At 41.1% G+C, this 26,512-nt stretch carries 22 protein-coding genes; 6 read left to right on the top strand and 16 right to left on the bottom strand.

The genetic code is table 11. The annotated features are described in order from the left end of the window. Positions 1 to 2 precede the first annotated feature (2 nt). Both PDL71_RS02155 and PDL71_RS02150 read right to left on the bottom strand, forming a co-directional pair. Positions 3 to 782 (bottom strand): glycoside hydrolase family 16 protein, encoded by a 780-nt coding sequence (locus tag PDL71_RS02155; RefSeq protein WP_407524690.1) that lies wholly within the window; start codon positions 780 to 782, stop codon positions 3 to 5. A 36-nt stretch (positions 783 to 818) separates the two neighbouring features. Continuing rightward, entirely contained in the window at positions 819 to 1,601 is a 783-nt protein-coding gene (locus PDL71_RS02150; protein WP_407524688.1) for an acetoacetate decarboxylase family protein, read from the bottom strand. A gap of 229 nt (positions 1,602 to 1,830) precedes the next feature. On the opposite strand from PDL71_RS02150, the gene PDL71_RS02145 reads away from it, so the two are divergent. From PDL71_RS02145 to PDL71_RS02135, 3 genes are all read left to right on the top strand, one after another. Further along, the gene (locus PDL71_RS02145) at positions 1,831 to 3,039 is read left to right on the top strand and encodes a helix-turn-helix domain-containing protein (RefSeq protein ID WP_407524686.1); all 1,209 of its coding nucleotides are present in this window, start codon (positions 1,831 to 1,833) and stop codon (positions 3,037 to 3,039) included. Between the two features lie 350 nt (positions 3,040 to 3,389). Further along, entirely contained in the window at positions 3,390 to 4,358 is a 969-nt protein-coding gene (locus PDL71_RS02140; RefSeq protein ID WP_407524684.1) for a GIN domain-containing protein, read from the top strand. Between the two features lie 21 nt (positions 4,359 to 4,379). Beyond that, positions 4,380 to 5,651 carry a DoxX family protein gene (locus tag PDL71_RS02135; protein ID WP_407524682.1) on the top strand — a complete coding sequence of 424 codons (1,272 nt, stop codon included), beginning with the start codon at positions 4,380 to 4,382 and terminating at the stop codon, positions 5,649 to 5,651. Here the strand turns inward: PDL71_RS02135 and PDL71_RS02130 are convergent, their stop codons facing one another. From PDL71_RS02130 to PDL71_RS02120, 3 genes are all read right to left on the bottom strand, one after another. Next, positions 5,652 to 6,146, bottom strand: a complete 495-nt coding sequence (locus PDL71_RS02130) for an asparaginase domain-containing protein (RefSeq protein ID WP_407524680.1) — start codon at positions 6,144 to 6,146, stop codon at positions 5,652 to 5,654. A gap of 91 nt (positions 6,147 to 6,237) precedes the next feature. Continuing rightward, the gene (locus PDL71_RS02125) at positions 6,238 to 6,873 is read right to left on the bottom strand and encodes a response regulator (RefSeq protein ID WP_407524678.1); all 636 of its coding nucleotides are present in this window, start codon (positions 6,871 to 6,873) and stop codon (positions 6,238 to 6,240) included. Positions 6,874 to 6,880: 7 nt separating this feature from the next. Next, positions 6,881 to 9,913 carry a PAS domain S-box protein gene (locus PDL71_RS02120; protein ID WP_407524676.1) on the bottom strand — a complete coding sequence of 1,011 codons (3,033 nt, stop codon included), beginning with the start codon at positions 9,911 to 9,913 and terminating at the stop codon, positions 6,881 to 6,883. 241 nt (positions 9,914 to 10,154) lie between these two features. Here PDL71_RS02120 and PDL71_RS02115 point away from each other — a divergent pair, with 241 nt between their 5' ends. The 3 genes from PDL71_RS02115 (at position 10,155) to PDL71_RS02105 (ending at position 15,055) form a co-directional block, all read left to right on the top strand. Beyond that, complete coding sequence (locus tag PDL71_RS02115; protein WP_407524674.1) at positions 10,155 to 13,199, top strand: amidohydrolase family protein; 3,045 nt, start codon at positions 10,155 to 10,157, stop codon at positions 13,197 to 13,199. 54 nt (positions 13,200 to 13,253) lie between these two features. After that, positions 13,254 to 14,567, top strand: a complete 1,314-nt coding sequence (locus tag PDL71_RS02110) for an amidohydrolase family protein (protein WP_407524672.1) — start codon at positions 13,254 to 13,256, stop codon at positions 14,565 to 14,567. Between the two features lie 83 nt (positions 14,568 to 14,650). After that, positions 14,651 to 15,055, top strand: coding sequence for a hypothetical protein (locus PDL71_RS02105; RefSeq protein WP_407524670.1), 405 nt, complete (start codon positions 14,651 to 14,653; stop codon positions 15,053 to 15,055). 4 nt (positions 15,056 to 15,059) lie between these two features. On the opposite strand, the gene PDL71_RS02100 is transcribed toward PDL71_RS02105, so the two are convergent. From PDL71_RS02100 to infB, 11 genes are all read right to left on the bottom strand, one after another. Next, positions 15,060 to 15,551, bottom strand: a complete 492-nt coding sequence (locus PDL71_RS02100; protein ID WP_407524668.1) for a SixA phosphatase family protein — start codon at positions 15,549 to 15,551, stop codon at positions 15,060 to 15,062. 186 nt (positions 15,552 to 15,737) lie between these two features. Then, a complete protein-coding gene (locus PDL71_RS02095) occupies positions 15,738 to 17,585 on the bottom strand; it encodes an amidophosphoribosyltransferase (RefSeq protein WP_407524666.1) in 1,848 nt (615 codons plus the stop codon). Between the two features lie 148 nt (positions 17,586 to 17,733). Then, on the bottom strand, positions 17,734 to 18,291 hold the full coding sequence (locus tag PDL71_RS02090; RefSeq protein WP_407524664.1) for an NADPH-dependent FMN reductase: 558 nt from the start codon (positions 18,289 to 18,291) through the stop codon (positions 17,734 to 17,736). An 11-nt stretch (positions 18,292 to 18,302) separates the two neighbouring features. Then, complete coding sequence (locus PDL71_RS02085) at positions 18,303 to 19,013, bottom strand: pirin family protein (protein ID WP_407524662.1); 711 nt, start codon at positions 19,011 to 19,013, stop codon at positions 18,303 to 18,305. A gap of 10 nt (positions 19,014 to 19,023) precedes the next feature. Next, positions 19,024 to 19,404: an OsmC family protein gene (locus tag PDL71_RS02080; protein ID WP_407524660.1), complete on the bottom strand. Its 381-nt coding sequence runs from the start codon at positions 19,402 to 19,404 to the stop codon at positions 19,024 to 19,026. A gap of 6 nt (positions 19,405 to 19,410) precedes the next feature. Continuing rightward, complete coding sequence (locus PDL71_RS02075) at positions 19,411 to 20,274, bottom strand: pirin family protein (RefSeq protein ID WP_407524658.1); 864 nt, start codon at positions 20,272 to 20,274, stop codon at positions 19,411 to 19,413. A 76-nt stretch (positions 20,275 to 20,350) separates the two neighbouring features. Continuing rightward, positions 20,351 to 20,875 carry a YceI family protein gene (locus tag PDL71_RS02070; protein ID WP_407524656.1) on the bottom strand — a complete coding sequence of 175 codons (525 nt, stop codon included), beginning with the start codon at positions 20,873 to 20,875 and terminating at the stop codon, positions 20,351 to 20,353. 39 nt (positions 20,876 to 20,914) lie between these two features. After that, on the bottom strand, positions 20,915 to 21,625 hold the full coding sequence (locus tag PDL71_RS02065) for a pirin family protein (protein ID WP_407524654.1): 711 nt from the start codon (positions 21,623 to 21,625) through the stop codon (positions 20,915 to 20,917). Between the two features lie 54 nt (positions 21,626 to 21,679). Then, positions 21,680 to 22,138, bottom strand: coding sequence for a MarR family winged helix-turn-helix transcriptional regulator (locus PDL71_RS02060; RefSeq protein ID WP_407524652.1), 459 nt, complete (start codon positions 22,136 to 22,138; stop codon positions 21,680 to 21,682). Positions 22,139 to 22,209: 71 nt separating this feature from the next. Further along, positions 22,210 to 23,574: a peptidylprolyl isomerase gene (locus tag PDL71_RS02055; protein WP_407524650.1), complete on the bottom strand. Its 1,365-nt coding sequence runs from the start codon at positions 23,572 to 23,574 to the stop codon at positions 22,210 to 22,212. 72 nt (positions 23,575 to 23,646) lie between these two features. Then, the gene (gene infB, locus PDL71_RS02050) at positions 23,647 to 26,469 is read right to left on the bottom strand and encodes a translation initiation factor IF-2 (protein WP_407524648.1); all 2,823 of its coding nucleotides are present in this window, start codon (positions 26,467 to 26,469) and stop codon (positions 23,647 to 23,649) included. Positions 26,470 to 26,512 lie beyond the last annotated feature (43 nt).

Below are 26,512 nucleotides of genomic sequence, written 5' to 3'. Positions count from 1 at the left end.
GCTTAGTATTTAAGAGAATAACCTTTCACCCAATCAATCACAAACTCTTTCGGGTAATCACTGCTATCCATTGCTCCTTCGGGCACTTCATAAACACCCAACATCAGTTGCATAGGATAATCAGGCGCCTGCGGTAACTCTTTTATTTTTTGTCCATCGATATAAAAAACAGTTTTGCCCGGCATCCATTCTGCTGCATAAACATGGTAGTCCGCCACATCAATGTCAAATGCTTCTTCAAAGAATTGTTCTTTCAATTTCGGGTCAGCAAATTGATGAATGCCATAACCAATCACAGCCTTTTCTTTCTGTACATTCCATCCTTTGATTTCAAACACACAAATCTCAGCACTGCGTTCCGGTTCATCTTCATAACCAATCATCCACAGTGATACAACATTCGATAAAGTATGAATGCCTTTTGCTTTTATCTCCACCAAACCATACTTCGGCAAAAAAGTATGTTGTGCTGTTTGTTCTTCACGCACCACACAATTTTTATTGAACACGCCATGCTGACCAATACTTGACCCCAGCTTACCTGCAAACACACCCGTTTGCACCGATGAACATTTCACCGCACCATTAAACTCCGGGCACCACGGTTGCTGTTCTTTGGTAATTTGCAAAATCAAATTACTGTTTTCAATTTTATAATTTGGTTCGGATGCTGCCCGTGAACTCCACTGCGGCAAATAAAACGGCAGCCAATTACCTGCATTCAAGGCAGGTTCGTTGAAGTCATCTTCAAAAATCAAATGGTATTTCGTATGGTCAATCATTGCTTTGATTTAAATATTCCCGTGCAGACGAGGGCGTCATACGGGGAGCGCTTCATGAAACACACTCTGAAATTTATCTGTATCCATCACCAAAAAAGGTTTCTTTCCATCAAGCCCCAGCATTCGTAAATCATTCGCCATTGGATGTTTACTATTACCAACTCTCAAGCGCAAACCATGATTCAATCTTAATTTCATCATACCACTTACTTTCACTTTTGTTCGCACTAATCTTTCATTCATAAACGAGTAGGTAATCAATGACAAAGGAATAGATGGAATACCAAAACCCAATTCGCCTTTCACTTCCATTATCAACTCATTACTCAAAGGGTCAACTACTTTTGAATGCAGTGATGCAGATTTAAAATCATGTTCAACCGGTGCAACAATTTTTGGATAACCCCAGAGTTCATTTCCTGCTGCTCTTGAAAATTCACTCGTAACAGGAATCTGAATGATGTGCTGCCCTACCTTTCTGTTTTCCAATGAACCGATTAAATCCAGCCAACTGCTGAAAGGCTTTTTCATTCCTTCAGGTAAAGATGGTATGGCCACAATCACTTCATTGTAACTACCCAAATCACTTTCTTCATACTGCACCAAACCAATGGCTACCACATAACTTCTTCCCCATTTCAACGCAGGTACTAAACCTGTTCCTAGTAACCGGTTCATCAACGCCTCGTTTGATGCAGCAAATAAACAAACCGTGTAATGTACTTTTTTAAAGAAGCAGGGCAGTTTGGTTACCCCTGCTGAAATGCTTACATCCCTTTGTGGTTCATTAAAAAATTGCTGATTGGAATTCAATGCCATGTATTTCGCTAAAAATACAAAACATGTTTAACACCATTGAGATTAACAACATCCTTTGCTATGAAATGAGAATTTCATTATCATTTCTCTCTGCGACCTCTGCTTCTCTGCGTGTAAAAAAAATCTCACGCAGAGGCTATGAGAGCGCAGAGAATCAAATGCTTCACATTTGATTAAATTAAAACCCCATGTGCCATTATTGAACAGAGTTTGTTATTTTCAATCTCGCATGCAATTCAGTTTTAATATTTACAGTTCGCTGCTGCTCATCTTTTTTGTACACATTATGGTGTATGCGTTCATGTTATGGCGCCGTGGTTACAAACAGGATAGCCTGAGCGATCAACTGCTGGGCTGGTTTTTATTTTTTGCTGCATTATTCGTAGTTCCCTGGATGACGGGGTTTGCGGGCTGGTATGTACAAGGCACCGTGTATCGTGAAATTTTATTCTACACACCCTTTGTACATGGATTGTTCATGGGGCCTTTGCTGTACTTCTATGTAAGAAGCATTACCAATTTTCATTTTCGGTTTTCAAAAAAGGATTTGCTGCACTTTGTTCCCGGTGTAGTTTATTTGTTGTGGAGTTTGATAGTAGTTGTTACAGATAAGCTCATTGTAAAAAAATATTACCTGATGGATGGCTACAGCGACCCTGATTTTGACGGTTGGTACCAGTGGCTGCAAAACATCAGTATTCTTTTTTACTTAGTGCTTTCCATTCGCTTTTACCGCCAGTACAAGCAATATGTGATGTATGAATTTTCTTTTGTTGATGTAGCTAATCTCAACTGGCTTCGCAATTTTTTAATCGCATTTGCCATTATCACCATGCTTCCGTTGCTGGAGGAGTTGTTATCATTTTTTCCCTTCTTTCAAAATATGGATTACAGAGGTTCCTGGTATTCCTTTTTTGTATTTGCTGTGGTGGTGTATTATGTAGCGATTAATGGTTTTAATGCAGTGGTTGTTCCTTTGCGTAAATTATTATTTGAGCCTGAGTTGCTGCTTCAATACAAATCACCTGCTTTACTTACTGCAGCAACTACAACTGAAGCCGAGTTTGAAATCGTTGAAAGCAAAATCAACAACATTGAGTTAGACAACTGGAAAGAAAAAATCAGCACGCTCATGCAATCCCAGCATCTGTATGAAAATGCGGAGCTCACGCTTTCGCAATTAGCCAAACAACTTTCCACCAACCCTTCGCTGCTCAGCAGAATCATCAACACCGGTTTCGGTATCAACTTTAATGATTTTGTAAACGAGTACCGCATCAATGCCATGCTTGAAAAGCTCAAACAGGGCGAGCAGAAAAATCAAACCCTCCTTGGCATCGCCTTTGATTGCGGCTTTAATTCCAAAGCCACCTTTAACCGTGCCTTTAAAAAGCAAACAGGTCTCAGTCCCAAAGAGTGGATGGAGAAGAATTTGTAAAACTTCTCTGTGCCCTCCTTTCCTCTGTGTGAGGTTTTCTTCGCACACAGTGAAGTAGAATCCAGTGAGATATAAATAGTTCACATCTGGTTTAATAAATTCTTTTTTGATACAAACACCTGTGCATGTGGCATCGTCCCTTGCGTCGCAATCCTTTCATCGCATCTGCATATGGCATCACTTCACCCCAAACTACTCCGCTTGTTTTCAATCACTTAGAGCATTTGAGACTGCTGCAAATGATTTGAGACTTCTTTACTTCGTCTCAAATCAACTTTTGAGGCGACCCGCCGTTGTTCATGAACGAATCTTTGCTGAAACAAATTCGTTCAACCAAAAAATTCGAAATCATGAAACAACTTCTTCTGGCCATCATCGCCAGCGCAGCAATCAGCTTTTCAGCAACAGCACAGTCCACCTACTCCAGGTACAATGGTGAAAAATGGGAGCAACTGGGCGGCAGCGGTAAACTTGTACAGTTGAACACTCCCGTTGCAGCATTCAGCAATGTTGAAATCAGTCACATGAACGTACAGGTGGTGGTGGAAAGCAACACACAAACCTGTGCACTGGAAGTATCTATTGATGATAATTTAAAAGATTTTTTCCGCTACAAAGTAGAAGGTGCCACCTTAAAACTTTCCATGGATTTAAGCGGCGGTAAATACAAGCGCTGGCTTTCATCAAACAATACGGTTGTAACAATTAAAGCACCATCGCTCCAAGTTTTATCCAACAAAGGCAATACTTCTATTACCGTAAAAGAAATGAAGCAATCTTCGTTTAATTTAATATCAGACGGTAATGCCGATATTTCATTAACAGGCTCATCCAATGAATTCTATTTACAATCAAACGGCAACAGCGATATTGATGCAGGAAAATTTGTAACACACAAAACTACAATCAACACTACGGGCAACTCAGAAATAAGAGTCAATGCAAAAGAGCTGGTTGAGCAAAATGTAAAAGGCAATGTTGAAATTGTAAATGAATACAATATGCCTTCAGCATCAGTTACAGTAAAAAAAGAAAGCATAACAGAAATGGTGCGTTTCAAATTAAGAAACAACAGTATTCTTCCTTCAAAAGTTACAGTCATCTCTTACCGTCCTGATGAAAAAGGAAACGGAACTACTGCATTTGTGATGATGCCTTATGGCACCAGAACTTATCGTTTTCCTGCAGGTACAAAAATTTATCTCGCATCACAGCAGCAGGTAAACACAGTCATGAGCGGAGCAAAAATTTCTGACCAGCCGCCATTTCTTACTGTAAAAAAAGAAGACAATAATCAAACCTTTAATATCAACGATTAATTCACCTTACAACTAATTTTTATGAAACAGTTTTTTTTCGGCAGCACATTCACGGGCAACAAAGTATTTAACATTGCCTGGTTGCTCTTTCGATTTTATATTGGCTTTAGTATAGCAGCAGGAGCAGGCTGGCCCAAGATGCACGACATAGGTGCTCCCGGCTGGTTTATTGAGCAGGTAAGTAAACTTGGATTTACATTTCCTTCACCTGCATTTTGGGCAGCAGCCGCCGCATGGGGTGAGTTTATTGGCGGGCTTTGTATTGCTCTTGGTTTCTTTACAAGATTTTCAGCCATACAATTAGCCTTTCAGTTTTTTGTAATTTCCTTTATCTGGTACAATGAACCTGCACCCATCATTGGTATGTATTATCAGCAGTTATTATTCTGGGGATTTGTATTGATATCAGTTTCGGGAGCAGGCAAATACTCAATTGACCATTGGATTATGAAACGAAGCAGTTCAAAAAACACCATTAAACAATTTGCGCCTGCTGCAACTTTGCTGTTATTCTTTCTTAGTCATTCATCATTTGGTCAGCAATCATTAATTGTTTCAGTAAAAGACTTTCAACCAATTATCGGTAGCTGGCAGGGAAGTTTAACGTACTTAGATTATACAACCAATAAGCCCTACACCATGCTTGCCAATGTTGATATTGAACAAGTGGGCAGGAGCAACAGCTTTACATTTTCCAATTCATTTCCTAAAGAGCCGAATACTAACTGGACAGATACCATCACCATTTCAGCTGATGGCAGGATGATTGACAATGAAAAAATTTTATCCAAACAACTATTGTCCGATGGCACCCTGCAAATCATAACAGAAACAGAAGGAGTTGACGGCAACGATAAGAAACCTGCTTTATTCAAACATATTTACATTATAGGGAAGACTGTTTTTAGTAAACGTAAAGATGTATTATTCAAAGGAACAACAGAATGGATAAACCGGCATGAATATAAATATACGCTGCGTACAGATAATATCCTCGGTACATATATCATCGACCTGCGTCCTACTCCGGAAAGCGAACCTTATCTGAAAGAATTTAAATTCACGAAAGTAGAGGGTAAAAAATTTGACGGAGAGTTTTATGGTTATCCCTTTAGCGGAGGTTTTTTAAATACTGATTGGGATAAAGTTTACTTTGCATTTACAACGGCTGACCAAAGCGGCACTTACTATCACAGCGGCTATGTTGAAGGAAATAAGGTATTTGGAATTACATTGAATGAAGCAAGAGGTTTTGTATTGCCATGGAAAGGAGAGCGAAAAAAAGAAAAGTAGTTACTTCAATTCTTCAAACATGCCGGTTTGTTTATTCTTGCGCACATTATCCCAGTTAAAGTAGCGGCCATTCATGGCTACATACACACCTGCAGGTAATGTTTGTGCAAAAGCGAGAGCACTTCCTAAGTTAAATAAGCCATCACTACTACCGAACTTGATGGGGATCATGGCGCCGGTAAGAACAATTGTTTTATTGGTAGCTTTTAATTTTTGAGCAATATACCGGGCTGTATCACTCATGGTATCTGTACCGTGGGTGATTACAATTTTATCTTCGTCAGCATTGTTACATTGGTGAACAATCAGGTCACGGTCATCATCGGTCATCTCCAGGCTGTCAATCATCATCAGGGTTCTTATTTCCACATCAGCTTTGCAGCGGCCCATCTCCAGCAGGTCATGCATATGTGTGTCATTGAAATACAATTGCCCTGTAAGCTCATTGTATTCCTTATCAAATGTTCCGCCGGTGATGAAGATGCGTATGGCCATAGCAATGTTTTGGCGGTGAAATTAGCAAACTCCTGAAAATAAAAAGAGGAAACAGCAAGCTGTTTCCCCGGTTCATTTAAGGTTCACTCTGTTATATTACAAGGCCCGACTCATTAATATAGTTAACAAGTGCAGCACTGTTTTTAAGGTTCAGTTTCTTTAAAATATTATGACGGTGTACTTCTACTGTTTTTAAAGAAATGTTGAGCTCTGTAGAAATTTCTTTTGAAGAAAGACCGTTTTTAATGAGCTTAATAATTTCCAGCTCTCTTGCTGAAAGGGCATTAGCTCCGGAGCCTTCATCTTCAAAAGCCTGTTCGCTCAGGATGGTTTTTACTTCAGAGCAAATAAAGCGGTTGCCTTTGCTCACTTCTACAATGGCTTCAAACATTTCCTGCTGCGGTGAGTTTTTGGTAACATAACCATGTGCTCCCAGCTTAAGCAGCTTCTTAACATAAGCCGGTTGTGAGTGCATGGATACTCCAATAATTTTACTGGCAGGTGAATACTTGCGTATTTGCTCAGTGGCTTCTATACCACTTACAGGCGTCATGTTAATATCCAGTAACACCACTTTGGGTCTCATCTGTTGCGCCAGCGATATAGCTTCCTCTCCATTGCTGCATTGAGCAATTACCTGGAAACGAGGATCGCTGTTAAGAATAAAACTCCAGGTTTCCCGGATCAGTTTGTGATCATCTGCAATAAGGATTGTGATTTTTTCCATAATCAGTTTATTGATAAGGTATGTGAACTTTTAATTTACAGCCTTTTTGGGGTGAAGTAATAATTTCTAAATGTCCGTTTAAGAGTTCGGCCCGGCTTCGCATGTTTTTAAGACCATGTCCTTTTTTTATCTTATTCACATCAAAACCAATACCGTCATCTGTTATTACGAGTTCTATACGGTTTTCTTCATGGTACAACTCAATTAATACCTGGCTGGCGTTAGCGTGCTTAACAATGTTGTTGATCTGCTCCTGTACAATGCGGTACAAAGTTAACTTATAGTTGGCATTAATCAAGTTTTCTACTTCAGGATCAGGATAAAACTCAACATCAATAATATTGGTGACCCTGATATTATCCAGCAAATCGTTCAAAGATGCAATAAGCCCCAGATCCTCAATGCTGGACGGCACCAGTGAACGTGAAATATTTCTGATTTCTGTGATGATGGTATTAATATTCTTGATGCTTCTGTCCAGCAATTCATCCTGTGTTTTGTTCCGCATAATATCAAGGAAAAGCTTGGTGCTCGTTAACATCTGGCTGATGTTATCGTGCAGTTCTTTGCCCACATCTGCCCGCTCTTTTTCCTGTGCATTTACCGCCGCCTGTGCAATTTGCATCTGGCGCATCCGCTCTGTTTGTATCAATTCTTCTTCCAGCTTCTTCCGGTCGCTGATGTCTTCCATTGCGCCTACTACACGTATTGGCTGTTTCTGATCATCAAAAATCATGTACCCTCTGTCAACAATATAGGCGTAGCTCCCATCTTTTTTTTCAAACCTGTATTCACAATACCAGTTAGCAGTGTTTGATTGCGTTATAAAATCATGGAAACTTGTTATTACACGCTCTTTATCTTCCGGATGCAATTTACTTTCCCAGAAACCAAGTGTTGCATCTTCTTTTAATGAACTGTAACCAAACATGTTGGTAAACACTTCACTCCAGCTTATTTCATTACTTTTTAAATCTAAATCCCAGATAGCTTCATTAGTAGTAGCTTTTGTGGCATACTCATAACGTTCATTAATAAGTCTTATCTTTTCTTCAAACGCTTTTTTATCAGTAATGTCTCTGTGGGTGGCAATGATCATTCCTTCTTCAAAGATCGGGGTGGCCGTCCATGAAATCCATTTCAACTGTCCGTCTTTGGTTACCACCCTGTTTTCATAATAAGGTACAGAAATTCCTTTGGAAAGATCTTTTAATTTTTCAAGAACTGCGGCCCTGTCTTCTTCAAATACATAATGAAGCGGGTGCAGCTCTTTAGCTTCCTCCTGACTGTAACCAATAAAAGATTCAAAAGCGGGATTCACTTTTATAAACTTACCATCCAGCCCTGCAATAGTCATGATATCAGGACTGATTTTGAAAAACTGATCCAACTCTGATTCCCGTTTTCTTTTCTGCAGCTCTGTACCAATGAGGCTGCCCAGTGTTTGAATCAGCTTTTCTGCATGCTCATTTCTTTTCTTTTCAAGAAACGAAAAGAGGTACACAGAGCACACCACATCACCTTCATTCAGAATAGGAACCGCCAATACAGATTTAAAACCGGCCTGTACCGCAATTGCCCGGCGCACAAGCGCTTGATCTTTTTCTAAATTTTCAATCCAGTAAGGTTGCTGATTTGCATAAACAGGAACCTGTGCATATTGCTCTTTATTGTATTGATTTAATCTTGTTTCAAAAACAAACTTTTTAATTTTTGAAGCGCAGGGGTTTTTAGGGTAAAAAGCAGATATATCATTCTTAATAAATGATTGATCGTAAGAAGGCGACCAAAGTTCAATCAGATCCCATCCTGTGAACTTCCTTATTTTCTGCAGTGCTTTTTCAAGCGATTGGCTAATGGAGGTACTCTGCATTAAGATGGCAGAAATTTCAAAAGCCAATTGCGACTCTCTTTGCCGGTTGTAATTATCTGTGAGGTCCTGTACCAGTATGAGTTGATAGCCATTACCATCTGTATGTGTTTGATAATGCTCCAGTTTGGCAATGATGAGTTCGCCGCTTTTTTTCTGATGACGTACGAGTACCTGTTGCCGGCACAATTCTTCAATGTCTTTAAATTCAGGCTGCTCTTCAAATAAATCTGTGAAATTCATTTGCATCAACTCAGCATAAGAATACCCGTATTTCTGAAGTGTGCTGTTGTTGCAGTTTGCAATAGCGCCGCTATTAGTTTCTACAAGGAAAAGAGGATAGGGCAGGTTTTCAAAAAAACTCCGGTAACGTGTTTCACTTTGCTGCAATGCTTCTTCTGCTGCTTTTCTTGTGCTGATGTTATTAAGATTAATGATAACTCCTTGCACCAATGGGTCATCTAACAGGTTTTTTCCTTTTGCTTCCACCCACAACCAGGTACCGTCTTTTTTACGAAGTCTTACATCTACTGAATTATTCTGATCAGGATACTTCAATTCCTTTTCAAATATTTCAAAAGCAGCAGGTTGATCGTCGGGGTGTACAAAATCAAAACCTGTTTTGCCAATCATTTCAGCCTGGGTATACCCCATTTCACGGGTAATATTGGGAGAGCAGAATGAAATAACTGAAGAGGCATCAACCAATAAAATAATATCAATGCTGTTTATGAGCAGGCTTTCAAGCGCTTTGTTATCTGTAAAGATTGTATGCTTGTTTTTATGAACAGGCTCATCCGTTTTTACTCCGTTGCTGATATCAAAACCTATCGCCTGTATCACCGCTTCTTCCCCTGTAACTTCCTGCAAACAAATGAATTCCCATTTAACATGTGTGTAATGAGTATGCGGAACCGGTCTTTTTAAAACAGCCGTAACAGGTTTGCCGGGATGAACTTTGCACTCACTAATGATTTTATGAAAGGCGGCCTTATCATCCGGATGAACGATCCGTGCAAAAGAGAAATCCGTATTATTTTCTGTAGTAACTCCGAATGTATTTTGAAAATGAGGGTTGGCGGTAAGGTACCTGCCCTCTTCACCAACCAGAACATAGAACAAATGGTTGGATAATAATAAATTGTCGGGTATAGTAGCAGTCAGGGTCAAACAATATTGGATTTAAAATAAAAGTAGCTATTCCTATTGATTTTACCTAATGGTTTACCTTTTTTGAGCAACAGATAACCTTCTATTTTAAAAATTTCGAAACATTTCTACAAAACAGAACAGCGCTTTTCGGAGAATCACTATCAAAATGAGGAATTTACGAAATCTACTTCCGCTCATCAATCGGTTTTAATTCAAATAGCAGAATCGCTTACCTTCCAGCATTCCAAAATAATCAGCAATGAGAAAAATTCGAAACCTTATTTGGTGCCTGCTTTTTATTACAGGTATCAAAGCACAGGAAACATTTCCTGTTAACGGTGTGGCAGATCCCCGTAATACTGCTTATGCATTTGTAAATGCCACCATTGTAAAAGATGCATCTACAACACTTAACGCAGCTACACTGCTTGTAAAAAACGGCCGCATAGTAGCTGTAGGCACCGGCGTTAGCATTCCGGCTGATGCTGTGGTGATTGATTGCAAGGGCAAATTCATTTACCCATCCTTCATTGATGTGTATGCCGATTATGGTATGCCTGCCTTGCAAAGAGCACAGGGTGGATTTAACTTTAATGCTCCTGCACAGCTTACCAGCAATCAAAAAGGAGCATTTGGCTGGAACCAGGCCATCCGTACAGATGTAACCGCATCGCATCTCTTTGTAACCGATGATGCCAAAGCAAAAAACTTCCGGGAAACCGGTTTTGGTGCCGCACTGGTACACCAGCGGGACGGAATTGCAAGAGGCAGTGGTGTTTTTGTATCACTTGCCGGTGAAAAAGAAAACAAAGTAATTCTCAAAGAAAAAGCATCTGCTCACTATTCATTTAACAAAGGCCTTTCCACACAGTCTTACCCAAGTTCCATGATGGGTAATATTGCTTTGCTTCGTCAAACTTACCTGGATGCAAACTGGTACAAAACAAATCCGGGTGCAGAAGGTGTGAATCTTTCGCTCAAGTACTGGAATGCATTACAGAACCTGCCGCAGTTTTTTGATGCCGGTGATAAATGGAATGTATTACGTGCCGATCGTATTGGTGATGAGTTTGGTGTACAATACATCATTAAGGCAGGAGGTAATGAATACCAGCGTATCAATGAAATGAAAACCACCAATGCATGGTTTATACTTCCATTGAATTTTCCTGCTGCGATGGATGTGGAAGATCCGCATGATGCACGCTACGTATCGCTGGCTGATATGAAGCATTGGGAAATGGCGCCTGCCAACCCGGCCTTGTTTGAAAAAGCAGGTATTAATTTTTGCTTAACCAGTTCTGATCTGCGGGATGTAAAACAGTTTATGGCAAACCTTCGCAAAGCCATTCAATATGGCTTAAGCGAAACCAAGGCATTGGAAGCACTTACAAAAAATCCGGCTACTGTGCTGGGTGTATATGATATGATCGGCAGTTTAGATGCCGGAAAGATTGCGAACTTTTTAATTACAAGTGGTCCTGTTTTCAATGATAAAACTGTGATTTATCAAAACTGGATCCAGGGTGAAAAATATGCGGTGAAAGAAGAGGCGTGGAGCGAAGCAAAAGGTGTTTACAACCTGGTGGTGTACTCGCCCGCAGGTAACAAAACCTTTACGCTTGATGTAAAAAATAACAGCACTGCTAATGTTATCGGGAAAGATACTGTAACAGGTCGTTTCAGTTTTGATGGCAAACAGGTGAAATTAAATTTCCCGGATGCAAAAGGAAGCCGCAATAACATTCGTCTCAGCGGAATTGCCAATGATAAGCTCTGGAGTGGGGTAGGTGATGATGTAAATGGCAGCCGCTTTACCTGGACCGCCAGTTTTGTAAAAGATGTTGAAAGCAAAACAGATAGTGTTCGTGCGCCTGCAGCTCCTAAGATGGGCAAGTTAACTTATCCTTTCAACGGTTATGGATTTGAACAAATGCCGGTACAGGAAACCATCCTTATTAAAAACGCAACGGTTTGGACCAATGAAAAAGAAGGCATTCTTTCAAACACAGATGTTTTGCTCAAAAACGGAAAGATTGCAGCTATCGGCAAAAACTTAAACGAGCCCGGCGCCCGTGTAATTGACGGAACCGGCAAACATTTAACAGCCGGAGTTATTGATGAGCACTCACATATTGCCGCCGCATCCATTAATGAAGGCGGACAAAGTGTAACCTCTGAAGTTCGTATTACAGATAACCTCAATCCTGATGATATTAATATCTATCGCCAGTTAAGCGGCGGTGTTACCTCATCACATATTCTGCATGGTTCTGCAAACACAATCGGTGGACAAACACAACTCATCAAATTACGTTGGGGTGCCAATGATAATGGATTGAAGTTCCAGGACTGGCCCGGCTTCATCAAGTTTGCTTTGGGTGAAAATGTAAAACGTTCAGGCTCTAACCAAAACAACCGTTTTCCTGATTCACGTATGGGTGTAAGCCAGGTATTGATAGATGCATTTACCAGGGCGAAGGATTATGAAGCAGGCTGGAAAAAGTTTGAAGAAGAAAAGAAAAAGAATCCTAAAGCTGTGGCTCCACGCCGAGACCTGGAGTTGGATGCACTGGTGGAAATCATGAACAAGAAACGCTTCATCACCTGTCACTCTTATGTGCAAAGTGAAATTACAGATATGATTCGTGTGGCTGAAAAGTTCGGGTTTACACTCAACACCTTTACACATATACTGGAAGGCTATAAAGTGGCTGATAAAATGAAGCAACACGGAGCTGCTGCTTCTACCTTCAGTGATTGGTGGAATTACAAAATGGAAGTAGTGGATGCCATTCCTTACAATGCCACCATTATGCAGCGTGTAGGTGTGTTGGTAGCTATTAACTCAGATGATGCTGAAATGGCAAGACACCTGAACCACGAAGCAGGTAAGAGTTTAAAATACGGAGGTATGAGTGAAGAAGAAGCTTTAAAGATGGTAACACTCAATCCTGCCATCATGCTGCATGTAGATAACAAAGTTGGCAGCATCAAAGTTGGAAAAGATGCAGATGTTGTGTTATGGAGCGATCATCCGCTGAGTATTTATTGCAAATCTCTTTACACCATTGTGGATGGTATTGTGTACTACGACCGTGCTAAAGATGAGCAGATGCGTATTGAAATTGCTAAAGAGCGTGCCCGTCTTATTTCAAAAATGGTGGGAGAAAAACGGATGGGTAACCCAACCGTTCCTTTTGCGCCCAGCATGGAAGTAATGCACACCTGCAGCGAACACAATCATAAACATGGATTATTGGTAATTGAAGCAGATGCAGTAAACCAGAACAGCAATCAATAAAACTTGTTTTTAGTGATGAACGCAGGTATTCATAACTACAATAAAAAGATATATATGAAACATTTAATCATTATATGCATGGCTCTGTTTGTATGGAGCGGTGCACAGAGCCAGGAAACAGTTTACCCGGCTAAAGAAAACAAAGGACTGATCTTTATCAAAAATGCCACAGTACATGTTGGCAACGGTCAGGTTATTGAAAATGCCACAGTTAAAATCAACGGCAGTAAAATTGCAGAAGTGGGAAGCTCTGTTTCAATTCCTGCAGGCGATGTAACTGTTATTGATGCCAAAGGCAAACATGTGTACCCCGGTCTTATTCTTTCCGCATCTCAATTAGGCCTGGTAGAAGTAAACAGTGTGCGTGCCACGGTTGATCATACTGAAATAGGAACCTACAACCCGGGCATCCGTTCTGTTGTAGCATATAACAGCGATTCAAAAGTGATTGGTACTTTACGCAGCAATGGAATTCTGTTAGCCAATATTGTACCTCAGGGAGGAACCATCAGCGGTTCTTCATCTGTTGTGCAACTGGATGCATGGAACTGGGAAGACGCTTTGTACAATGCGGATGGCGCCATGCACCTGAATATGCCTTCGTTGTTTTTCAGACCCAGTCCTTTTGCGGCTTTCTTAGGATTAACTGAAACAAGAAACGCTGCAGATTTTGTAAAAGAAGGATTGGCACGTATTGAAGAAATCAAAAACTTCTTCCGTGAAGCAAAAGCTTATCATAAAGAAGCGGCACATACTGCCACTAACTTAAAGTTTGAAGCCACTAAAAAACTGTTTGATAAAAAACAGAAACTCTTTGTGCATTGTGATATTGTAAAAGAAATGCTGGTAGCGGTTGATTTTGCAAAAGAGTTTGGCTTTGATGTAGTAATTGTAGGTGGTACAGAAAGCTGGCTCATTCCTGATTTGCTGAAGCAACACAATGTTGCAGTAATCCTGGCACAACGCCACAGCCTGCCCACCACACCGGATGATGATATTGATCTGCCTTATAAATCAGCTACCTACCTGCAAAATGCAGGGGTGCTCTTTGCCATAAACGATGAAGACGGTCAAACCCGTGGCCGCAACCTTCCGTTTAATGCAGGTACCGCTGCTGCCTATGGTATTTCTAAAGAACAGGCTTTAACCGCTATCACACTCAATGCCGCAAAAATTCTGGGTATTGATGATAAAACCGGATCTGTTGAAGCCGGTAAAGATGCTAACATAGTTATCAGCGAGGGCGATATACTGGATGTAAGAACCAGCGTTATTACCCATGCATTTATCCAGGGCCGCCAGGTGAGTCTTGATGATAAACACAAACAGTTATATGAAAGGTATAAGTACAAATACAATATTCGCTAAAAGCAAAGGCCTCCCTCCGGGAGGCTTTTTTAATACTAAGCGGCTCAATTATGCGTTGTATAGCTAAACCAAACTAAATTCTTATGAAAAAATCTTTTACTCTACTGCTGGTTTTTGTGATTTTGCTGGCGGCCTGCCGTAAAAAAACAGAGCCCCCAACGGTTACCAGCGTTTTAGTTTCCAAAGCATGGAAGGTGAGCTTTGCACGTGATTTCAGTTCTAACTACACCATTTTATTTACCGGTATGAAATTCTTATTTACAGCTGATGGAAAATTAAAGGTAGATGATGGAACAACTATATATGATGGCACCTGGAGTGAAAATCCGGTTACTGAAACCGTTACAATGGATATTTTATCTCCTTTATTTGAGCTCGACTTTGTAAGCCGTGAGTGGCAGGTTTCCAGTTCTTCTTTTACCGGCGTTAATTTAAAGGATGATAAAGCAGCCACAACACAGGAGCTAAGATTTGCTGTATGGCAATAATGCATTACAGTAGTTTGGGATACTCAAAAAACAAAAACTCTTTTGCTGCTGTACTGAAATTTTTCCAGCTATCCGTTTTGATTTGAACCGCATATACTGCACAAGTGGGCATATCGTCCACTTTTACTTCGCATATGCTATTTACAAAATCAGTTACACCGGGGTTGTGAGCTATAATGGCTGCTGTTTGCCAGGCATCATCCAGCGATAAAATAGTTTCCAGGATTGTTTCCGGTGTTGCCAGGTACAACTCCTGCTTCTTTATAAGTTGCTGTTGCTGCAAACCCAGCTGTTTCATCATAAGCAAAGATGTTTCAACGGTCCGCTTTGCCGCACTGCTGATGATGACATCCGGCAAAACCTTCCGCTTTACTAAACGTTCTGCCATTTCAGGTGCATTCATTCTGCCCCGGTCATTGAGCGGCCGTTCAAAATCAGATTCATTACTGTTGGCCCAACTGCTTTTAGCATGTCTGATAATAAGCAACTTCTTCATATACTGTTTAGATTATACCCGTAGAAATTATTGTATTTCATTTGTTGTTCATCCGGAACTAAAACTACGGGTTTCATAAAAATCAAAACCACCCGGTTGTGTTCCGGGTGGTTTGTTTTCTGGTACCGTTGAGTGATTTTAAAGACGGGTCTGTTTATTTACATGCAAAAATTCAGCCAAACTGCTTTAATAACCCCTTACATTTTTACCATCTAAGTAGTTTAAGAAGGCCTTGTTACATACTTTATTCCCCCCGGGTGTAGGGTAATTACCTGTAAAGTACCAATCGCCGGTGTTAGTAGGACAACTGGCGTGCAGATCTTCTATGTTTTGATAAATTACCTGCACGGGAATGGTAAATCCTGCCGGTGTAATGAGTTGAGCAATCTTATCACTGATTTCTTCTGTAGTAAATGATTTGTACAAACGGCGCACTACATTTTCAGTATGCAACTGGTTGTTGCGGGCCATTTCTTTAATGGTGTTCTTGATATCATCTATCAACGATTCCTGTCCACGTTCTTTCAATAATTCAATGGCTGCTTTAAAGGCAACAAAATCTCCCATCTTACTCATATCAATGCCATAACAATCAGGATAACGTATTTGCGGCGCACTGGAAACAATGATGATTTTTTTCGGCTTCAATCTTCCAAGCATACGTACAATACTTTCTTTCAAGGTTGTACCACGCACAATGGAATCATCAATCACTACCAGTGTATCTTCATGATTACGTACCGTACCATAGGTAACATCATACACGTGCTGTACCATTTCATTACGGCTGCTGTCTTCTGTAATAAACGTACGCAGCTTCACATCTTTAATGGCAATTTTTTCCTGGCGAATCTTGCGGTTCACCATTTCACTCAGCTTATCTTCATCAAAGTCATTACCCCAGCTCATGATACGTTGCACTTTGATCTGGTTAAGGTATTCTTCCATGCCTTTCACCAAACCATAAAACGCCACTTCCGCTGTATTGGGAATATAGGAGAAGATGGTATTCTTTAAATCATAGTTGATATGCTCCAGCACCCGCTTACTTAGCTTATGGCCGAGTGTAATCCGTTCCCTGTAAATCTTTTCATCACTGCCACGGCTGAAATAAATCCGTTCAAAGGAACAGGCTCTGCGTTCTTTCGGTTCCAACACCTGTTCAATGCTGTAATTACCATCAGGATTTACAATCAAAGCCTGGCCGGGCATTAGTTCCAGCACTTCATTTTCACCTACATTAAATGTGGTGCGGATGGCTGCACGTTCGCTGGCGGCCACAATTACTTCATCATTGATATAATAATAAGCAGGACGGATGCCATGTGCATCACGAATCACAAAACCACTTCCGTTACCCGTCATACCACCTACGGTAAATCCACCATCAAACAGGGGTGTTGCTTTTTTTAACAGTGAACAGATGGCAGGACTGTTGGGGCTAACTTCATCTTCTTTTACGAGGAAATGATGTACTACTTCCATCATGGCTGCCAAATCACTCTGGCGCTGAAATTCTCCCGGGTCAATATTTACAAGACTAAAGAGTTCTTCCGTATTCACAAGGTTAAAATTGCCGGCAAGGGCTAAATTCCTGGAAGGATGTGTGTTGCGTTTGATGAAGGGATGGCAAAACTCTACATTGTTTTTTCCCTGGGTGCCATAACGCAAATGCCCCAGCATGACTTCACCCAGAAAAGGCAGATGACCTTTCATGAGTCCCGGATGCTGTTTGATATCGGGCTGGTAGCGTTCCAGTTCCTGTATCTCCTGTCCGATCTTATGAAAAATATCAGCAATAGGTTGGTTGGCATTGCTGCGGGTACGACTCAAAAAAGGATAACCCGGCTCTACATTCAATTTTACGGCAGCAATGCCGGCGCCGTCCTGTCCACGGTTGTGCTGTTTTTCCATGAGCAGGTACAGTTTGTTAAGACCGTACAGTGCCGAACCATATTGTTTTTGGTAATAGGAGAAAGACTTTCTTAAACGAATGAAGGCAAGGCCACATTCGTGTTTGATTTCATCACTCATGACGTATTGGGAAAAGAGCCGTTTGAAATTGAAAGTGCAAATGTAAAGCTCCTTTTTTACATAGACGTATTAAATCAGGCTGCAAAACCTATAAGGTCTGCTGTGCTGCAATTGCCATGCTGCAGACCTTATAGGTTTGAGTTAAGGCTCAATTCAACACCGTCTCAGGATGCAAGCTTTCTGCCAGCCATAAGAATTCCTTCACAAACACATCAATTGATTTCTGAAAGCTGTTATCCAGCAAGTTACCCTCCGCATCAAAACGCTTATCTACATTGCCCACTACCAGCATATGCGGACTGGCAATACCAAACAAAGCATTGATGAGCAATTGCATTTGCTGTGTAGCACGCATACCACCCATGATGCCCGGACTGGCTGTAACAATGCCAAACGCTTTGTGGCTTTGCTTGGGATAATGGTCCAGCACATTTTTCATAGCAGGTGTGTAGCTGCCATTGTATTCCGGTGTAACCAGGATAAATGCATTGGCCGCAAACATACGCTTGCTCAACGGTTTGAACTCTTCAGGAGTATCTTCCACACTCACAAATACCTGTTGGAGCAGCGGGAGATTCCATTCCCGTACATCAATAATGTTTACAGTATGCTGTGTATGTTGTTCTAAAAATGTTTTGAGAAATAAAGCCACTCTGTGTGTTACACTGTTCTCTCTGGGGCTGCCTGCAATAATTTCTATATTCATGTGATACTTTTTTAATGATTGATGGGTGCTTCAATAATAATATATTCTGATTCTTCTTTTGTGTGAATGCTGATGGCAGAAGCCTCCCAAATACCAACCGCATCACGTTTGCCTAACTCAATACCGTTAACCGTTACTGAACCATTCATAACAAAAACATACACGCCTTTGTTTACAGGATTCAACTGATAATCAGCAACAGCATCTTTTTCAAAGCAACCCAGGCTGAGTTTTGCATTTTGATTGATCCAGCAGTGGTGCTGCCCTTCTTCATTGCTCACAATGGTAGTAAGTTGATTCTTACGTTTTTCTTTGGGGAAAAAACGTTTCTGGTAACGGGGATTGATGTTCTGCAATTTGGGTTCAATCCATATTTGCAGAAAGTTCACTTCTTCATCACCCACATTGTATTCTTCATGCCGAAGACCGCTGCCTGCGCTCATGATTTGTACCCAGTCTTTTTCCACAATTTCTTTATAGCCCATTGTATCGTTGTGATTCATCTTACCGGCCAGCATGACGCTGATGATTTCCATATTTTGATGCGGATGCAAACCAAAACCTTTACCTGCTTCTACAAAATCATCATTAAATACTTTGAGCAATCCAAAACCATTACGGGCCGGATTGTAGTAGGAGGAGAAACTGAAGGTGAAATTGCTTTTTAACCAGCCAATGTCTTTAATACCTCTTTCGTCTTTTTTGAAAAGAATATGTTTCATAGATAATTTTTTATTTTACTTCTACTAAAAGTTCATTGATACCACCCAGTGTTTTTGAAACAGGGCAGGCTTTGGCTACCTGTGCCAGCCGTTGCTTTTGTTCTTCACTCAGTTCGTTTTCAAAATACAATTCACGGGTGATGATGCTTTTCTCTTTTTCACGAACCAAGGATACACTCACTTGAATTGCTCCTACATTCCATTGTTTATGTGTAGTGTACATACGAAGTGTGATGACCGTACAACTTGCCAATGCTGCTTCTAACAACTCATCCGGCGTGGGCGCTGTGTCTTTGCCGCCTTTGTCTTCCGGTTCATCTGCAAAAAAGCTGTGGCGTCCGTTGCTGTGCTTTACCTTGTAGGCTTCACTGCCAATAGTTGAGTGAATCATAATTTTTTAATTTAATACTCCAAACTTACCGGCGTTATAATCATTAATGGCGTCCATGATTTCTTTTTGTGTATTCATCACAAACGGGCCATAGGCTGCAATGGGCTCATCAATAGGTTCACCGCTCAATAACAACAGATGGGTATCGTTATTAGTTTGAATGGTTACGGTATCACCGGATGTTTCAAACACAAGTATATCGCCTGCTCTTGCAATTTCATGATCATTGATATGAATGGTTCCGTTTAATACAAGAATGGATGTGTTATCACCTTCCGGAACGGTTAAAGAAAAATCAGCATGCGACTGTGCATATACATCATAGATATTAATGCGGGTGAATGTTTTTGCTTTAGAGGCAACCCCATTCAACGCTCCTGCCAATACACGAACTTTTGCTTTACCATCATTAAGTACCACTTCAGGTATTTCATTAGCATGAATATCCTGGTATGCCGGCGATACATTTTTATATTGCGCCGGAAGATTCACCCAAAGCTGGGCACTGTGCAGCACACCACCTTTCTTACTGAACTCTTCTTCATGAAATTCTTTGTGCAGAATACCGCTGCCTGCTGTCATCCATTGCACATCACCTGCAAAGAGTTTGCCTTTACCACCGCTGCTGTCTTCATGTGCCAGGGCACCTTCCCATAAAATACTTACGGTTTCAAAACCTTTATGCGGATGTACATCCACACCACGTGGATGATCGGTAGGCATTAAGTTCCATGGCTCTACATAATCCAGCATGAGAAACGGACTTACATCTTTCCACATATCCCTGCTGATGTAGGGTTTTACTTTAAATCCGTCGCCCACCATATGTGCCGGTGAGGCTTTACGGATGTATTTGATTGCTTTATTCATAATCGCTCCTTATTTAAAATCAAAAACCTGTGAGCTGTACTCACAGGTTGATGAAAACTCAACAACTGTGAGTGTATTAATTCTGCTGCACAAACTGCACGTTCAGTTGCAGTTTAACATCATCACTTACCACAACACCGCCAGCTTCAGTAACTGCATCCCAGCTCAATCCGAATTCTTTACGCTTAATGGTTCCTTCTGCTTCAAAGCCTACTTTCTTTTGACCCCAGGGATCTACCATAGCTCCGTTATAATCTGCTTTCAGCTCAACTGTCTTAGTTACGTCACGAATGGTTAAATCGCCTTTCAGAATATAGCCATCGCCGCTTTTAGTAAGTGAAGTAGAAGTGAATTTTAATTCAGGAAATTGCTCTGCATTAAAGAAGTCATTGCTTTTTAAATGACCATCTCTTTGTTCACTTCTTGTGTCAATGCTGTTCACATCAGCCGTAAAGCTGATTTGTGCATCACTGAAATCTTCGCTGGATGCTGTTAAAGTAGCATCAAAGTTTTTGAACTGACCTGTTACGGTTGTAATCATCAGGTGCTTTACTTTAAAGAGGATGTCGCTGTGTGCTGCATCAATTTTGTACGTTGCCATTTTGTTTAGGTTTTTTATTGTTATGTAATTGTTTACTTGTTATTTGATTGGTACTTCCATCAACAACACTTTTGCATTGTCTGTTGCTGTTACAGTGAAAGCATCTGTTTCTGTAATTCCTAATCCATCTCTTTTTTCCAATACTTCATCATTCACAGAAACCGCACCTTCAATCACAAAGGCATACACGCCGTTGTTTTTATCTTTCAACACATAGTTGATGGTGTTTCCTTTCTCAATCAGTCCCATACTGAACCATGCGTTTTGATGAATCCAAACGCCTTCATCATTTTTATCAGGACTTAACACCTGTAAAAAATTGTTCTTCATTTTACTTTCATCCATGGCTAACTGGTCGTAGCGTGGCTGCACATTTTTCTGATTGGGGAATACCCATATCTGCAGAAACTTTACTTCCTTATCACGGTTGGCATTCATTTCACTGTGACTGATGCCGGTGCCGGCGCTCATCACCTGTATATCACCTTGCTTGATGATGGCTTCATTACCCATACTGTCACGGTGTTTTAAATCACCACTGAGGGGAATGGAAATGATTTCCATGTTATCATGCGGATGAGTACCAAAGCCCATACCGGCAGCTACTGTATCATCATTGAGCACACGTAATGCGCCAAAATGAATTCTTGCCGGATCATAATAACCTGCAAAGCTGAAGGTGTGATAACTGTTAAGCCAGCCGTGATTGGCATGACCCCTTGTTGCTGCTTTGTGAAGAATTGTTTTCATTGTAAACTCCTTATCTTAATTACATGTATGTACATGCATTTGTTCAAAAAAATATCAGTTTTCTTTTTCCCTGAATTGTTCCAGTAATTGGTTGAGCGTTGTTGCTGATGTTTCATTGATGGCAATGAGCTCACCAAAAAGTTCATCAATCCGTTTGGTGCTTGTATCCAGGATATTAAAACCGGCAGGTGTCAAGGTCATAACGGTGTGCCTTTTATCGTTGGCATCTGTAGATCGCTTCACCAGTTTTTTGGCTACCAGCCGATCAATGATCCTTGGCACATTAGAGCTTTTTTCAATCATCCTGCCTGCAATATCCTTTACACACATTTCATCCGGACTTTTTCCCTTGAGTATCCGCAACACATTGTATTGCTCATGGGTAAGTCCAAACTTCTTTAACTCACGGCTCATAACAGTTTTAAGCCACCAGGCCGTGTACAAAATATTGAGCCCGGCTTTATGGGTTTGATTCTTGAATTTCACACTCTGTATAGCTTCTTCCAGTTTCACAATGCAAATATATGTACATACATGCAATTTTCCAAACAAAACCCCGCTTTGCGGGGTTTCTTAACGATTTATTAGTTGTTGACAGGCTGAAGTAACTGCATAATATCTTTACAGGACTTGTACTCATCATCAATCTGCACAAAAAAAGTAGAGGCATTTTTACGGAACCATTTTTCAAGCTCCTTCTCCTTTTTTTCTTCAAGCGCCCTGGTTGCTATTTTGCTGTAATCATCTTTCATATTTTCACGGTGAGGATCGGTTTTTGAAATCAGGTACACTAAGCGTACCCCTTTTTTACCTCTCTCATCTGTAAAAGCAATGGGCTTTGAGTATTCACCTACTTTAATGGTATCCAGTACAGGAATAATATCTTTTTCCAATTGATCAATGGTGATGATAGAAGAACCATCAGCTCCCATTTTTCGACCGCCGGTAAATTTAGATTGCTCTTCATCAGAATACTTACTCACTGCTTCGCCAAACTTGATTCTTCCTTCTTTCAAACTGTTACGGATCGTATCCAGCTTATAAAGTGCTGCCGCAATATCAGGTTCAGTAATACGTGGAATTTTAAGAATGTGACGAACTGTTACTTCATCACCATTGCGCAGCACACATTGAATAATATGATACCCGAATTTTGATTTAATCACACGTGATACCTGGCCTTCTTTCAAACTCATAGCAGTATTAAAGAAGGTTGGATCCCATTGTTTATCTGTTCTGTTCAATACATACATACCGCCGGTCTGTTTGCTGCCGGGATCTTCTGTATATAAGGACGCAAGGGTTTCAAACTTCTTTTCCCCTGCTTCTACCTGTTGTTTGAATTCTTTTAATTCATCCTGGGCATACTCTTCCATTTCACGGCCGGCTTTGGGATAAATTACGATCTCACCAATTTCCAGTTCTGTTTCATAAAAACGAAGACTGTCTTTCGGAATCCGGTCGAAATAAGCTTTTACTTCAGTAGGGGTGATTTTGATATTCTCTACAATCTTATTACGCATAGCCCCTGCCAGCTTGCCTTCTTTTATAGGACCACGCATTTCCTCCCGAAACTGGTAAATGGTTTTACCGGTGATCTGTTCAATCACTTCACGGGAACCATATTGTTGAATGAAATAGCGGATACGGTTATCAATATCAGCTTCTACTTCTTCATCACTTACGGGCAACGAATCTTTTTCTGCCTGTATGGCCAGCATCTTGTTAATGATGAGCTGTTGCATTAAAAAGCAATTGGCATCGGGCGGCAGATCCACTTCCTGCCGTTTGGCATCTGCTAATTGGTTGTCAATATCAGATTTCAATACAATACGGTCGCCCACCATGCCAATAATTTTATCTGCTACCACTTTTTTACGTTGTGCAGATGTAACGGCAGCTAGACCGAAGAGTAAAAACAAAAGAAGAAAACTTCTGGATAATTGCATAAATCAAAAATAAAAGAGATGACGGCCTTTGCAGCATCGCCATCCCTGATTTAACGAATGTTTTTATGGATGTTAAAGTGTACGCTTCACTTCCTCCTGTTCAAAAGCCACAATGGTATCACCCACATTAATGTCGCTGAAGTTTTTAATGGTTAAACCACACTCCATATTATTGAGCACCTCTTTAGCATCATCTTTAAAGCGTTTCAAGCTGCCCAACTCTGCAAAGGCACCTTCCTGGCGTGGGTACACCAATACACCATCCCGGAAGAGACGGATCTTGGCATCACGCTTGATTTTACCTTCTGTAACAAAACATCCGGCAACGGTGGCTTTATCAAACTTATACACTTCACGGATTTCAACAGTGGCCACTTCCTTCTCCTGTATCTGTGGTTCCAATAAACCTTCCATCGCACTCTTCACTTCTTCAATGGCGTTATAGATGATGGAGTAGTTCTTGATCTGTACCCCTTCATTTTCTGCCAGTCTTGCTGCCTGTGAAGATGGACGAACGTTAAAGCCGATCAAAATCGCATCAGATGCACTTGCCAATGTTACGTCAGCTTCACTGATAGCACCTACAGCACGGTGAACAACATTCACTGCTATTTCCGGAGTTGATAGTTTTTGCAATGAATCCGTCAACGCTTCTACTGAACCATCCACGTCACCTTTAATGATGAGGTTGAGTTCTTTAAAGTTACCGAGTGCCAAACGACGGCCGATTTCATCCAGTGTGATATGTTTCTTGGTTCTGATACCTTGCTCACGCAGGATTTGTGCACGACGGTAAGCAATTTCTTTTGCTTCCGCTTCATCTTCATACATCTTGAATTTTTCACCCGCCTGCGGTGCACCATTCAAACCAAGAATCTGCACAGGAGTAGAGGGACCTGCTACTTCCACACGCTGGTTACGTTCATTAAACATGGCTTTGATACGACCGAAGTGCTGACCACTCACAATCAAATCACCTTGATGTAATGTTCCGTTCTGTACAAGGATGGTTGCTACATAACCACGTCCTTTATCAAGCGAGGCTTCAATTACTGAACCTGTAGCTTCACGGTTAGGATTTGCTTTGAGTTCCAATAATTCTGCTTCCAGCAATATTTTTTCCAGCAGCTTATCTACGTTCAATCCTTTTTTGGCAGAGAGTTCCTGGCTCTGGAATTTACCACCCCACTCTTCTACCAGGATATTCATTTGTGAAAGCTGCTCATAAATCTTTTGAGGATTGGCGCCGTCTTTATCAATCTTATTCACCGCAAAAATCATGGGTACACCGGCTGCCTGTGCGTGACTGATAGCTTCTTTTGTTTGAGGCATCACTGCATCATCAGCCGCTACCACAATCACTGCAATATCCGTAACCTTGGCACCACGGGCACGCATGGCCGTAAACGCTTCGTGACCCGGCGTATCAAGGAAAGTGATTTTTTTACCGCTTTCTGTTTTTACTTCATACGCACCTATGTGCTGTGTGATACCTCCCGCTTCGCCTGAAACTACATTGGCGCTGCGGATATAATCCAGCAACGATGTTTTACCATGGTCAACGTGACCCATGATGGTAACAATAGGAGCACGTGGTTCCAGTTCATCTTCGCTGTCTTCCTCAACCTCTTCTTCCATCTCTGCCTGTTTTTCCATATCAATGAACTGTACTTCGTATCCAAACTCACCGGCCACCAACTCAATAACTTCCGCATCCAAACGTTGGTTGATAGAAACCATTAAGCCCAGTCCAAAACATTTGGCTACAACTTCTGTAGGTGTTACATCCATCAGGCTTGCCAATTCACTGGCACTGATGAATTCTGTTACCTGTAAAATGTTTGTTTCCTGGTTGCCATCAACATTTTCAGCCGCTTCTTCACGCTTTTGTTTACGGTATTTTGCCTTCAGGCTCTTACCACGGCCACCGGCACCTGCCAGTTTAGCCTGTGTTTGACGGAGTTTTTCCTGGATCTCTTTCTCATCAATAACCTTATCCTCTCTCTTAGTAAATCCGCCACGGTTTCCACCGCCTTGTCTGTTTCCGCCTCCCTGCTGACCGCCACGGTTGCCTCCACGGTTTCCATCGCCCGATCTTGGACGGTTACGATCATCCTCAATAGCAGGTGTGGCTCCTTTTTTATCAATAGGAATACGCTTGCGTTTGCGCTTTTCCTTATCAGCAGCTGAAGGTTTCGGTCTTGTTTCAGGGTTTACGGGCAATTCAATTTTACCCAGGATTTTGGGACCTTCCAGTACTTCTGCTTTAATATTTTCAATAACAACTTCCTCATCCGGTTCAGGTTCTGCTACCGGTTTTTCTTCTATAACCGGCTGCACCTCTTTTACTTCTTTTACCTCTTTTGGTTTTTCTTCCTTAACAGGAGCCAGTGTTTCTTCTTTTTTCTTAACGGTTTTCTTAGGACGGGTAGAAGTATCAATTTTATCCAGATCAATTTTAGTAACAATCTTGGGTCCTTCAATTTCAGGAGCTTCTACCTTTACTACCTCCGGCTCGGCAGGTGGTTCAGGGGCTTTTACTTCCTCCACTTCTACCACGGGTGGTACAGGTGTTTCTTCCACCACAGGAGCAGGCTCTTCTTTAGGAGCTGCTTTTTTGACTTCTTTTTTAAACAGGATTTCTTCCTCTTCTTTCTTCTTCTTTTCTGCTAATCCGCCCTTTGGAATTTCAATTTGATCACTCTTTGCCTTGGCCGCTTTATCAGAAGAAAACTCTGCCTGCAGGGCACGGTACATCTGTTCCGTAAGCTTTGCTGTAGGTTTCAGGTCGTCTTTGTTAAATCCTTTACCGGCCAAAAAATCAATCAGGGTATCTTTCCCGATATTAAATTCTTTGGCGGCAGCCATTAAACGTGGTGTGGTACTGTCAGACATTCAGTTCTTTTAAATTTTCTTTTTCTTTAATAAGCGTTTTTTA

The organism is Lacibacter sp. MH-610, assembly GCF_045780045.1.
Lineage (GTDB): Bacteria > Bacteroidota > Bacteroidia > Chitinophagales > Chitinophagaceae > Lacibacter.
This window is presented reverse-complemented; position numbering and strand designations above follow the sequence as displayed.